Origin of the sequence: Veillonella sp. CHU740 (assembly GCF_003992055.1) — a bacterium.
Lineage (GTDB): Bacteria > Bacillota > Negativicutes > Veillonellales > Veillonellaceae > F0422.
In genome coordinates, this window is record NZ_RQVD01000005.1 from 88,502 (window position 1) to 101,709 (window position 13,208).

General features: G+C 40.3%; 10 protein-coding genes. 3 read left to right on the forward strand and 7 right to left on the reverse strand.

Annotated features, from left to right (window positions below; all coding sequences use genetic code 11):
• Positions 1-20 precede the first annotated feature (20 nt).
• The gene (locus EO115_RS04415) at positions 21-1,946 is read right to left on the reverse strand and encodes a ribonuclease J (protein ID WP_126937773.1); all 1,926 of its coding nucleotides are present in this window, start codon (positions 1,944-1,946) and stop codon (positions 21-23) included.
• A gap of 431 nt (positions 1,947-2,377) precedes the next feature.
• Here EO115_RS04415 and EO115_RS04420 point away from each other — a divergent pair, with 431 nt between their 5' ends.
• Genes EO115_RS04420 through bioF form a run of 3 tightly spaced genes read left to right on the forward strand, consistent with a single transcriptional unit; the run spans position 2,378 to position 4,793 of the window.
• Positions 2,378-2,878, forward strand: a complete 501-nt coding sequence (locus EO115_RS04420) for a hypothetical protein (protein WP_126937774.1) — start codon at positions 2,378-2,380, stop codon at positions 2,876-2,878.
• Positions 2,879-2,884: 6 nt separating this feature from the next.
• On the forward strand, positions 2,885-3,628 hold the full coding sequence (locus tag EO115_RS04425) for a 6-carboxyhexanoate--CoA ligase (protein ID WP_126937775.1): 744 nt from the start codon (positions 2,885-2,887) through the stop codon (positions 3,626-3,628).
• Between the two features lie 4 nt (positions 3,629-3,632).
• Positions 3,633-4,793: an 8-amino-7-oxononanoate synthase gene (bioF, locus tag EO115_RS04430; RefSeq protein WP_126937776.1), complete on the forward strand. Its 1,161-nt coding sequence runs from the start codon at positions 3,633-3,635 to the stop codon at positions 4,791-4,793.
• A 322-nt stretch (positions 4,794-5,115) separates the two neighbouring features.
• Here the strand turns inward: bioF and EO115_RS04435 are convergent, their stop codons facing one another.
• The 6 genes from EO115_RS04435 to speF form a co-directional block, all read right to left on the reverse strand.
• Positions 5,116-5,814, reverse strand: a complete 699-nt coding sequence (locus EO115_RS04435) for a uracil-DNA glycosylase (RefSeq protein WP_126937777.1) — start codon at positions 5,812-5,814, stop codon at positions 5,116-5,118.
• A 10-nt stretch (positions 5,815-5,824) separates the two neighbouring features.
• On the reverse strand, positions 5,825-7,429 hold the full coding sequence (locus EO115_RS04440) for a glycosyltransferase family 39 protein (protein WP_126937778.1): 1,605 nt from the start codon (positions 7,427-7,429) through the stop codon (positions 5,825-5,827).
• Between the two features lie 9 nt (positions 7,430-7,438).
• On the reverse strand, positions 7,439-8,032 hold the full coding sequence (locus EO115_RS04445) for a DedA family protein (RefSeq protein ID WP_126937779.1): 594 nt from the start codon (positions 8,030-8,032) through the stop codon (positions 7,439-7,441).
• Between the two features lie 33 nt (positions 8,033-8,065).
• Positions 8,066-9,016 carry a cation diffusion facilitator family transporter gene (locus EO115_RS04450; RefSeq protein WP_126937780.1) on the reverse strand — a complete coding sequence of 317 codons (951 nt, stop codon included), beginning with the start codon at positions 9,014-9,016 and terminating at the stop codon, positions 8,066-8,068.
• Between the two features lie 294 nt (positions 9,017-9,310).
• Entirely contained in the window at positions 9,311-10,639 is a 1,329-nt protein-coding gene (gene potE, locus EO115_RS04455) for a putrescine-ornithine antiporter (protein WP_126937781.1), read from the reverse strand.
• A 63-nt stretch (positions 10,640-10,702) separates the two neighbouring features.
• On the reverse strand, positions 10,703-12,883 hold the full coding sequence (speF, locus tag EO115_RS04460) for an ornithine decarboxylase SpeF (RefSeq protein WP_126937782.1): 2,181 nt from the start codon (positions 12,881-12,883) through the stop codon (positions 10,703-10,705).
• Between the last annotated feature and the right edge of the window lie 325 nt (positions 12,884-13,208).

Below are 13,208 nucleotides of genomic sequence, written 5' to 3' on the forward strand. Positions count from 1 at the left end.
TGCCTATTATATCATATTCTTTATACGTCTTGAATGATTGGCAGAATCATAGGACGACGACGTGTTTTTTCATAGAAGAATTTTCCTAATGTATCACGTACTACTGTTTTAATCGTAGTCCAATCTTTAATATGATCCATTTCGCATTTCTCTACAGCTGCATCCACACGACGTTGTGCTTCGCTCAACAATTCTTCTGCATCTCGCACATACACAAAGCCACGAGATAACATATCAGGTCCTGCTACGATAGTACCAGATGCACGGTCCATTGCCATAACAACTACAACCATACCTTCTTGTGCCAATTGTTGACGATCGCGGATAACGATATTACCTACATCACCTACGCCTAATCCATCAACGAAGACTTTACCCGCTGGTACACGGCCTGCCAATCGACCTGTACGTGTAGTGAACTCGAAGATTTGACCATTATCGCCAACTAATACATTGCTAGGTTTTACGATACCCATAGATACTGCAAGTTCACCATGTTTTTTCAACATGCGATATTCACCATGAACAGGGATAAAGAATTTAGGACGTACTAGATTTAGCATAGTTTTTAAATCTTCTTGGCTACCATGTCCAGATACGTGGATGCCACGATCCTTACCATATACTACATGAGCGCCTTGGCGCAACAAGTTATCGATCGTACGCCCTACTGCCGCTTCATTACCTGGAATCGGTGTCGCAGAAATAATCACTGTATCATTAGGGGTAATCTCTACTGTGCGGTGATTGTTAGTAGACATACGAGATAAGCCAGCCATTGGCTCACCTTGGGATCCTGTTGTCAAAATCATGATTTCATCAGCGCGATAGCGATTCATTTCATCATCACCGATGATAGTACCTTCTGGCACAGTCAAGTACCCACGCTCTTGAGCGATTTCTGTCACATTTACCATGGAACGGCCTAGCACCACTACTTTACGTTTTGTAGCTACCGCTGCATCAATAGCTTGTTGTAAACGAGATACGTTAGATGCAAACGTAGCTAGGATAACGCGACCTGTAGCTTCTGCTACAGCACGCATGATCGCTGGTCCTACGGAACTTTCAGATGGTGTAAATCCAGGTTTTTCTACATTCGTAGAGTCGGACATTAGTGCCAATACACCTTTATTCCCCAATTCAGCAAATTTATGAACGTCCATCAATTTACCATCCACCGGTGTTTGGTCCACTTTGAAGTCACCTGTATGTACTACTGTACCTACTGGTGTTTCTAAGAAGATTGCACACGCATCTGGAATGGAATGGTTCGTTTGGATAAAGCCAACCTTAAAGCATCCAATTTTAAATTCGTCTCCAGCTTTTACGATTTGTAATTTTTTTGCCTTTACATGATGTTCTTTTAATTTACCTTCAATCAAGCCGCATACTAAGTTCGTAGCATATACAGGCACATTGATTTCTTTTAATAAATACGCCAAGGATCCGATATGATCTTCGTGACCATGTGTAATCACAACAGCGCGCACTTTATCTTTATTTTCGATTAAGTACGTCATATCAGGAATTACGATGTCAACGCCGAGCATATCATTCTCAGGGAATGCCAAGCCCGCATCTAACACAACGATATCATCACCATATTGGAAGATGGTCATGTTTTTACCAATCTCACCTAGACCACCTAATGGAATAATTTGTAATTTATCTTTGCGCACATGAGTACGTGGTGTCTGTTCTTGCTTTTCCACACTTGTATTCGTCCGTTGTGGTCGGCGAGGTCCACGATTCCCTTGACGACGTTCTGTCCCTTCACCTTGCACTCGTTGGCGTGGAGCTCGTTCTCTATCACCTTCTGCTTTCACAGTAACACGACGGTTTTGTCCTGTTGTGCGTCGTGTACGAGTGGTTGGACGTTGACGTTGTTGTGTGCCTTCTCCTGCTGTCGCAGTCAAAGTCGTTCTTTCTTCTTGTATATTCAAAATTTCCTCCTACGGGACTATAGTTGTACTGTCTATACATACTACCATAGTCCATGACTATATAATCCCATCCACCGATGGTTGAGCATGTATCGGCATGTAAGCACAAATAGATATCTATTCCTGTCTGTATTGGTATAGCAAAACACTGTGAGAAACTTTTCTCACTATCTATGTCACATTTTTCTACACAGCTAAACATATACCTACCATATATGCTTAGGCACTGTGAGTTCTGGTGGAACCCGGTGGGTTCATAAGCCGATCAAAATAATTACTTTAATTATACTATACTCTATCTTTTCTAATCAACTAAGGCCCTTACAATTCAGCCCCAAAAATTTGCAATTCAACGTTGCACTTTACGCATTCTAGTTTTATAATGTAAACGAAGTGAAGTTTTTCTAAGTTTACAATTAGGAGGTTATGTTATGAACAAGGTAAGTATCCACAGTATTGCTGAAATCGGTATCTTAACGGCTATGATGACAATCCTTGGAGGATTGAAAATCCCCAATATCATCCCTGGTGTAGAATTCCAGCTGTCAGCTCCACTGGCTGTCGCTATCTGTGCTGCCTTTGGATTTCGCAAGTACATCATTTGCGGCTGTTTATCTAGCGCCATCGGTTTGGTACTAGGTACGCAAAATTTACTAAATGTAGCCATTGCTATGCAATTCCGCCTCATCGTAGGTTTCATTTTATGGGTCGGTAAGAACCGCATGTGGTCGATTCTCGTTTCTGGACCCATTGCCTCTGCCATTGCTCGCATTACAATTGGCCTGTCCTTTGGAAAAATGGTCATTCCTATGCTCATCGCCGCCGTACCCGGTATGATCTTTACAGTCATCGTAAGTCCTCTCTTTGTAGGGATTTTCCGCCGCTTACCTCGACTCGCTAAGACGACAACTATGAAAGTAAAACAAGGGTAAAATCTCATGGTATATAGTATTCGTATGCGCTCTGCCCAAGGCGGCCCTCACGAGCAGGGCGGCCAGCACATTTCCGGAGCAGAGCGATTAGTCTCCTTGGAGAATCTTACTAAGGTATCCCAAGAATTTTTAGAGCGTGCCCTTCATCATAGCAAAGGTCAACCTGATTTCATCAACCTACAAATTGATGAAATTCCTGACACCTCGGTGGTGAAAGTCCCCGCTCTTTCCATCAAAACCACAGAGGCTAGTTCCATTTCTGAAGCCCATGCTATAGCGACATCCTTATTGCAGAATGCCCATATCTCCGATCAGGCCATCACTGCAGCCTTTCATCAATTACAACAAAATACGGAGACTGTCAGTGGCGCTTGGTTAGTGCAAGCAGATACGGGAGCCATCCACCCTCAGACAGTTCGTGTGTCTCGTATGGATGCAGAACGAGAAGAAGATATCCATCAACATCTGCAATCACACCACTGTTCCTCTATGCATTCTAGAGAAGCCCTCATTTTGGCTAGTAAAGTATTGGCCTCTCCTCATATTGTAGGGGAACTCTGTTGGTCCGATGATCCAGATTACACCACAGGCTATGTATCCTATGGCAATACCTATCATCGCCTCAGCCCTATGAAAGACTACGGCAGCCCTATCGGTGGTCGTGTATTTTTTATAGCTCCATACACACCATTGGAAGAGCTCATTACCTATTTAACTTCTACACCCACTTGGGTGACTACGAAAGGGTAGTTGTATGTTTCAACGTTATCAAGCTGCCTTATCACAGCGTCAAGAGGAAGCTCAGTTTCGCTCTCCTCACACCTATACACCAGTAGATGCAACCCATGTTATCTATCATGGTAGCACCTATTTAATGATGGCTTCTAACAATTATTTAGGACTCACTCATCATCCACATGTACAAGCACGAGCTAAGCATGCGGTAGACACTTATGGCACTGGCTCCGGTGGTGCGCGCCTTACCTCTGGATCCTTTCCCTTATTTGAAGAATTAGAAACTAAACTTGCTGCCTGGAAAGGAACAGAAGCAGCGCTTACTTTCACCGCTGGATTTATGGCAAATCTAGGCACTATTACAGCCCTTGCTAAACCAGGTGATATAATTTTTAGTGATCAATGGAATCACGCCAGTCTCATCGATGGATGTCGTCTCAGCGGCGCTACCGTGAAAGTCTATCCTCACAAGGATATAGCAACATTGGAAGCTATGCTCCAGGACTCTGCTGCATCCTCGATGCGCTTCATCATTACCGATGGAGTATTTAGCATGGACGGCGATCTGACCCCTCTGCCTGAGCTATTAGACCTAGCCAATCGATATGATGCGCTTCTCATCGTAGATGATGCCCATGCCACAGGTGTGATTGGTGATGGCCGTGGTACAGCACATCACTTTCACTGTGAAAGCCCTCGTATCATCACCACTGGCACCATGAGTAAGGCCTTGGGTGCCATCGGTGGCTACGTTTGTGGTACTCAAACGATGATTGACTATATCATCAATCACAGTCGTCCTTTTATCTTTGCCACTGCCTTATCACCTGCTGATATTGGCGCTAGCATTGGAGCTTTGGAAGTACTAGAGGATGACCCAAGTGTGTATGCCAATCTCCGCATCAATACGGAGTATATGCACCATGCCTTACGTTCCTTAGGCATCCCTGGCTCCTCAGATACACCTATCTTCCCCATTATTATAGGATCCAACGAAGACACGCTCAGCGCTAGTCGAATCTGCAAAGAACACCGTATCATACTCAGTGCCATCCGTCCACCAACCGTCCCAGTCAACACAGGACGATTACGCTTAACCGTAACCGCTTCGCATACACAACAAGACTTACAAACAGTGATTGAAATACTACAAAAACTACCAACAGTAACAAAACTATAATATGGGCGATTCTAAATCACTATGTTACGTTTTGGCAATAGAGTAACCACTAAAACAAAAAAGAGGAACGTTAATCAGAAATATTAACGTTTCTCTTTTTACATTCAATTAAAATGCAACCTAGCAACGACTCATTTCCTCATCACTTGTTTCCTTCACCAATTGATGCTATTGTAATCTATGCAAAATTCTCAAACAACTGTAGTTCTCAATAACTTATTTCCAAAAAATCCGCATTACTTACTAAAAACATTAGCGCAGATCTGTTTTTAGAAGTGATGCGGATTTTTCCTCTGTTTTTCAAAGTAATGCGAATTTATATCTACAATGTTTCGCAAAACTCTTTAAATTGTTGCTTATATAAACCTGCCCCTCCATTAGCGGGGTGGCGCAACGTAGCTTGTACCTTCACACCATAGTCTTGCAAGGTTTGGCTCGATTTTTGTCCCACCCCAAGAATCTGGGCATCCGGAAATAACTTCATCAACTCTGATGTATATGCCCATCCTTGATCTAATTCTTCGTTGGTAGGCGTTCGATTCGTCAATCCATCATCCCCCTTATAAGGATGAAACGGAAAAATATTCCACAAGACGACTTCATAAGGATCCATGTTTGCATCTAACATAGCATTCCAGACCACAGAATCAGTAGGTTCATTAAAACCTTTCTCTCGTTGCGTTTGCTTTGTTATGAATACACTACTTCCATTGCTCGTTCGCGTCGGTTCTACTCCTGAAAACACCATAGTTGAAGACACTGTTGGATGAAATCCTAAGAGCATTCTTTCACAGGTCATAGCAATCCCCGTAAAGCGCCCGCCTTGATAGCCTACTGCTTCCGCTATAATCAGCATTTTAGCTTTTCCAATGCGTTCTTCCAAATAGGCCGATAATTGACGGCGCCGAATCAAACTCGATCGCTTATGTATATCATATCGCTCATCATAGTCTTTCCAAGGATTGAATACTTGCGGCGCTGAAAAAGCTTGCAATCGTTTCATAAACCGTTCTACTGACATAGTAATTCCTTTACTTAGTTCGCAAAATAGCTACTTTATCCGTTACATCTTGTCGGTGCAACAGCACGCCTACTTCCGAGGCTTTCAACGTATTTGCATCATTCATATTCGTAATAATCAGCAAATCTTCTCCAGCTTTCACACGGCGATAGAATTCTGACCGTGGCATTTGAGGCATCACATCTTTACCTTTCCACTTATCACTACGTGATTCCTTAGACGATGCATCCTCGTCATCTCCATAGACGCGAACTGGCGTTTTATCAAGATAGTACGGAATCGATGTTGCATAATCACCATAGTAATATATAGCACCTTGATAGGATGCAATATGTTGATGATATGTCACAGAAGACCGTATTGCTAGAAATGGCACTAATGCTTCCATCAGCACAATCCCTAAAATAGCAAGGGTTCCCACACCAACAGTGATAGGAATCATAATACGTTTTCGGTACCAATAGCACCCCAATAAAAATAACGTAAAGCCTACTACTAAAGCACGTAATATCCACCAAAATCCCCACGGTGCATAGAAGGAGCCAATCCCCAAAGCCCACCAAAAGACAAAGGTCGGTCCTAATAGCCACCACCATAGGCGACGTGATGCATCGCTTCGCATCATTTTAATCAATCCCCAAGAGCCAATAAAGCTAAAGGGTATCACAGATATAAACGCATAGGTTGGATATTTTGTAGCCATCACTGTATAAAACAAAATCGTTCCCCAGCCTAAGGTCATAGCATAGATATAAAAAGATGGCTTCTTTTTCCATCCTTGATACATGCCGTATAAAATAGCCCCTGTCCAAGGTAAAGACCCACCTAAGAATATGGGCAAGTAATACCACCAATGATTCGCTTCTGGATGTTCCGATTGGGTTGCTCTCGTCACATTATGTAAACCTAAGAACCCATTGATGAAATCCATCCCATGTGCACTATACATATAGCCATACCACGGTAAGACAATGAGAATAAAGGCTACTATCCCCTGCCAAGGAAATAAAGCTTTCACCGTCGACCATGAACGGCGTGTACCTGCATATACTAAGAACAACATTCCTGGCAACACTAACCCTACAGGTCCTTTAGTGAGTACTGCTATCCCAGAAAACACATACGCTGCGGCCATGTGCCATGGATTATTTGTCATAAGCCCTCGATAGGCATAGTAAAAAATACCCACTGTGGCAAACAATAGTACCATATCTGTTACGATACCATGTGCCATCACCCAAAATATGAGGGAAGTCCCCATTATACAAGCTGCGCCTAATGCTAATAACTTACGCCCCGATATAGTCCGTATACCTTGGTATAAAAAGGCCACTGACAACGCTCCAAATAGGGCCGATGGAAACCTCGATGCAAAATCTGTAAAGCCAAATACAGAATACGAAAGCGCTAGCAACCAATAGATCATGATGGGCTTATCATACCAAAAATGACCATAAATTTGTGGTGATAACCAATTACCAGACAGTACCATTTCTTTAGCTGTCAATGCATAGTTTGATTCCACTGGGTCAGTAACTGGCAACAAGTGATTGCCTAGCACATATATACCTATAAAACATATCCATACTATATAGGTGAGTCGATGTAGTTTCATAGGTTCCTCCTATTTTTGTTTTCGTTTCTTCCATAGCTTAATACCATAGAAAACAGCCAGCACCACAAAGACTGCTATCATGACCAATAGTAGCTCATGGTTATATTCAATCACATCTTTCCAATGTTCTCCTAGCTTCATTCCCAACCAAACTAACAAAATCGTCCACGGGATAGTTCCTAAGGTTGTCCAAATAATAAATGGCGTCATTGGGTATCTTGCCACACCTGCAGGGAAAGAAATGAATGTACGTACACCTGGCAGTAATCGGCCAATAAAGACTGCTGCTCCACCGTATCGATTGAACAATTTTTCTGCAGCCCCAAACTTATCTTCATTAAATAAAATATATTTCCCATATTTCATTAATACAGGACGACCACCATATTCTCCCAGCCAATAGGACAGAATAGACCCTACAATACCAGCAATAACCCCTACGATAATAGCTGTATTTAAATCAAATACACCTTGGAATACAAGATATCCTGCAAAGCCCAAAATAATTTCACTTGGAATGGGAATATTCGCATTCTCTAATACCATTGTCACAAACATGGCAAGGTATCCATAGGTTTCCATAAAATTCAATAAATAATCCACTGTACTCTCCTTGTTTATATGGATGTTACCCCATTATTCATCATCATCTTCATCTAATAAATAATCTTTTGCCATCCATTTTTTAGTAGATGTAAACGTAATCGTTACCCATTTTTCATTTGGATCACCACCGATGGCTAAATCAATTTCATTGCGTATTTCATCAAGTTCAACAATTGTCTGTTTGGCAAAGTTTTTCGGAATCAAAATATCAATTTCAATCATCTTTACATTACCATAGGCTTGCACGCTGGATACATAGTCTTTAAATTTATATTTTTGCATGAAAGAATCCATAATGAATTGAATTCGATTATGTAGTTTTAAAGGAGCCACTCCCATAATTTGTTTGACAGATGGAATAATAATCTTCAATGCAGATGGCATCATTTGTAAGGACAAAATAATCAATACAATCGGATCGACATAGACAGCCCATTCACCATAGCCAAATCTCTCTAATCCAAATGCTACCAAGAAGCTCACTAAAATACCTGCCTCTAACATAGCATCAATCGACCAGCTAATGTTATCAAACTTCACAAGATTGGACTGTAGCTTTTTATTTTGTTGATGCACGTACAAGTAATACGCTGTATCAGCAATAGTAAATACCGTTGCATAAATAATGGCTGGCCCTACATGAACAGCACGGCCTCCCCCTAATAAATCTGTCAAACCAGACAAGAACGCATAGCTTACGATCAGTAATGTAAAACTACCCTCTGCAATCAATACTAATGGCTCAAACTGCCAATACCCAAACTGAAAGCGCTTACTTGTTTCATTGGACACGAGTCGTGACGTAATGATCATCATCACTTTGATAATTACAGCAATGAAGGATACTACCCCATCTAATAAAATAGCACTAGATCCGCTAAATACACCCATCATGGTGCCACCAATAGCAACAAATGACATCAATATAGCAGATTGAATCAATAACCTCTGCTCTACTGCATGTTTATCTTGAATCATCATATACTTTTATATCTCCTTTTTAGGCGTCTCACAAAGACGCTTCACCTATACATGGATGCAACTATAAATCCATGTACGTTCAAAACCAACTATTTTATAGCCTATAGGCATGATTTCGGGTCTACACGCTATGAAATAGTTACATACACTTATATACAAGTATATAAAAAAATGGTGTATCACACAAGTATGATACACCATTTCTAACTTTTGTATGTTTAATAGAAATCTATTAATAGCTCATTCTATACAAAGAATATCATGCTTTATATAGCATATCACTAGTCCAATAGATTAAAATACATCCTTAGATTGTTTTTCTAGATCAAATTTATCAGAGATAAATCCGTATAATGTCCAGCCAACAAATGTTACGATAGAACCGTATGTCATTGCTTCTAAACCAGATGCATATAAAGCATACAAGCTATACAAGGAACCAATGAAAGCGATAAATGTAGTACCGCTTAATTCGCCACCTGCACGTCCAGCAGATTTCAAGATAACGATGATAGCTGCCATGGACAATAAGTAAGGGATAATATTAGTTACTACCGCAAGGTTAACTAATACTTCGAATTGCTCATTCAAAGATTCAGACATTGTCATCAATGCTAGCAAGGATTGAATGATTGTAATTGTAACCATACCAACTACTGGAGCATCTTTAGATGTAATTTTACTGAATAATTTAGGGAATAAACCTTCATCAGCAGATTGTTTGAATACGTTTGCAATTGTAAACTGCCAACCAAGTAAGGAACCGAAACAAGACATAACCATCAAGCCCATAACGATTTTACCAACTGTTGGAGTGAACATTGTAGCAAATGCTAAACCGAATGGAGCAGAGCTACTTACTAACTCACTTGCTGGCACAAGACCAAACATAATATTAGTAGATAATACGTAGATAATAGCTGCCCCTAATGTACCACCAAGTACGGCAATTGGTACGTTCTTTTCAGGATTATCAACTGCATCAGAGTTAGCTGCTGCAGATTCTAAGCCTAAGAATGCCCACAATGTCATAGCAATGGAGTTAGTTGCTGCTTCACTAAATGGCAAGTTGTTTACATTCCAGTTATCCATGTATAAATGACCGGAGAAGAAATACCAACCTGCAGTGGAGATAACGAATACAGGACCGATAACGCCCCATACAGTAAAGCTAGATACACGACCAGTGATACTAGCACCACCAAAGTTAAGAACTGTTGCTAACCATAATGTAGCAATTGTCCACATGGCTGTTGTAAATGGAGATAAGTTCGCATCTAAGAATGTTGCACCATAACCTACCGCAGAAATCGCAATGGCTACGTTCGCAATTAAAAGGGATACCCCATAGGTATAGTTCGCCATGAAGTTACCAGCCTTACCGAAGGAATATTCGGAATAGCCACCCATACCGCCGCCTTTTTTGCTATACATACCTGCTTTTGCGAAGGCATAGGCAAGAGCCATAGAACCTACGGCTGTAATTAACCAAGATACAATTGACAAAGATCCTACTTGCGCCAACTTAGTTGGAAGCATGATAATACCGGATCCCATCATGTTTACAGCTGTTAAAATCGTAAGCTGTAATACACTCATTTTATTTTCGCTTGTGCTGCTCATAGGCACCTCACTCAGGAAGGCTCAGCTAGGAGCAAGCTCCTAGCTTTACCTCATTATTAATAACTATTTATCAAATTCTTTTTTCAATACATAACCGAAGGCTTTTTTAGTTCCGTCTTCTTGAGTTGTAATGTATACACCTTGGATTTCAGGAGCGAAGCCCGGTAATTTATTGATACCTTCTTCTAATGCTAAGAAATAATCTCTAGCAGTTTCAGACCATCTTTCACCTGGTTGTACACAAAGTACTCCTGGAGGGTATGGAAGAGCGCCTTCCAATGCCATACGGCCAACAGCTTCTGTCAATGGAACAAGTTCACCATGTCCACGTACGAAGTCGAAGTTTGCTTCTTGAGGAGTTTTTACATATTCAGGCAAGTATTCGTGTAAGAATAGTTTCTTTTGAAGTTCGCTTACATTGCGATCTTTGTAGAAATCATGCATTTCTTGGCATAGACGACGGATTGTATAGCCTTTGTATTTATCGATGTTATTGTAGTAAATCGATGGCAATACATCTTGCATTGGTGCGTCTTGTTCAATTAATTGTTCGAAACGAACTAATTGTGCTACCAAGTCATCCATTTTTGTTTTGGATTCTGCTGGAGTCATCAAGAATAAAATTGTGTTCAAGTCACATTTTTCTGGGATGATACCATGTTCACGTAAGTAGTTAGCCAAGATATTCGCATGGATACCAAAGTCTTCATACTCACCAGTTTCTACGTTGATACCTGGTGTAATCAATTGGAATTTACATGGATCGATGAAGTATTGACCTGCACCATAGCCTTCGAAGGAATGCCATTTTGCACCTGGCTCGAATGCGAAGTATTTAACATCTTGAGCCATTGCTGCTGTGTCACCATCTTCCCATTTTTTACCATTTACAACTGGTGGTACTAATGGACGAAGGTATTTACAGTTTTTAAGAACTGCTTTACGAGCATCGATAACTGTTTCTACGCAATCTTTCCACAATAATTTACCAGCTTCCCCTTCATGGATTTTAGCATTGATGTCAAGGGATGCAAATAGTGGATAGAATGGAGATGTAGATGCATGCATCATAAATGCGTTGTTCAAACGTTTATGGTTTACATAGCGATCTTGTCCCTTAATATGGGAGTCTTTTTTATGTACTTGAGATGTTTGAGAGAAACCAGCTTGTTGTTTATGAACAGATTGAGTTACCAAGATACCAGGATCGTTAGGACCAAGTTCTAATAACAATGGACTGCAATCTTTCATCATTGGGATAAATTGTTCATAACCAACCCATGCGGAGTCAAACAAGATGTAGTCGCAAAGGTGACCGATTTTATCTACTACTTGACGAGCATTGTAGATAGTACCATCGTATGTACCCAATTGAATAACTGCTAAACGAATAGGGCGTTCAGCTTTTGCTTTTTCAGGATCTTGTTCTGCGACTAATTTACGGATATATTCTTCATTAAAGCAATGTTCCAAGATACCGCCGATAGAACCGAATGGGTTACGAGCTGTTTCTAAATATACAGGAGTCGCACCAGCTTGTACTAATGCACCATGGGAAATAGATTTGTGGTTATTACGATCGTATAAAATGATATCCCCAGGAGCTAATAATGCATTCAATACCATTTTATTCGCAGAAGATGTACCGTTCAATACGAAGTATGTTTTGTCTGCATTATATACTTGTGCTGCATGTTGTTGTGCGTCACATGCTGGACCTTCATGAATCAACAAGTCACCTAATTTAACGTCCGCATTACATAAGTCACTACGGAATAAGTTTTCACCGTAGAAATCATAGAATGCACGACCTGCTGGATGACGAGCGAAGAATTGGCCACCTTGATGACCTGGACAGTCAAATTGAGAGTTGCCATCTTCTACATAATCAGCTAATGCACGGAAGAATGGAGGTAACATTTCTTCTTCATATTTTTTAGCTGCTGCTTCAATTTGTTTTACATATAATTCGTAGTTTACTTCGTTACCATCGATAACACGAGTAATTTTACCTACAAATTCTGGTTTTACAGTAGAGTTCGCATCTTTTTTGATTAAGAATACAGGAATGCGAAGCGCTTCAATCAATGGGTTGCTCAACACTTCTTCATGATCTGCATCTGTAATCACAATCGCTGCTACATCAGAAAAATCTGTTTGATCTAAAGTCACTGCAAAACGAGTAATGCAATCTTCAAAGTCTTGTAGCGCATCGTGAGAGAACGCAATGTTTAAATGATTCATAATAAAGCCTCCTATTGCATACTATGAATAGACATAATTATTGAAAACCATTGTCGACATGGTAGCTATAGATATATAAATATACAGTAGCTATTTCATATTCATCTTACACCTAATGCCAATTTAATTCAACCTTAATTAACTATTTTTATTATAGCAATTAGTTATATTTCATCTCATTAAATGGCTAAGATAGTATATCCTATAGAATATTATTTTCTCTATTTCATCTTAATAAACACACTCATATCAACATTTCTCATACAAATCTCTTAAATTTTATCTGTAGAAAATAAAATTTCTTTTTTTATACATTAACTTTTTA

What these genes read in the sequence shown, in the direction of transcription:
- EO115_RS04420 (WP_126937774.1), top strand. Translation starts at nt 2,378, where the DNA reads ATGAACAAGGTAAGTATCCACAGTATTGCTGAAATCGGTATCTTAACG.
- EO115_RS04425 (WP_126937775.1), top strand. Translation starts at nt 2,885, where the DNA reads ATGGTATATAGTATTCGTATGCGCTCTGCCCAAGGCGGCCCTCACGAG.
- bioF (WP_126937776.1), top strand. Translation starts at nt 3,633, where the DNA reads ATGTTTCAACGTTATCAAGCTGCCTTATCACAGCGTCAAGAGGAAGCT.
- EO115_RS04435 (WP_126937777.1), bottom strand. Translation starts at nt 5,814, where the DNA reads ATGTCAGTAGAACGGTTTATGAAACGATTGCAAGCTTTTTCAGCGCCG.
- EO115_RS04440 (WP_126937778.1), bottom strand. Translation starts at nt 7,429, where the DNA reads ATGAAACTACATCGACTCACCTATATAGTATGGATATGTTTTATAGGT.
- EO115_RS04450 (WP_126937780.1), bottom strand. Translation starts at nt 9,016, where the DNA reads ATGATGATTCAAGATAAACATGCAGTAGAGCAGAGGTTATTGATTCAA.
- potE (WP_126937781.1), bottom strand. Translation starts at nt 10,639, where the DNA reads ATGAGCAGCACAAGCGAAAATAAAATGAGTGTATTACAGCTTACGATT.
- speF (WP_126937782.1), bottom strand. Translation starts at nt 12,883, where the DNA reads ATGAATCATTTAAACATTGCGTTCTCTCACGATGCGCTACAAGACTTT.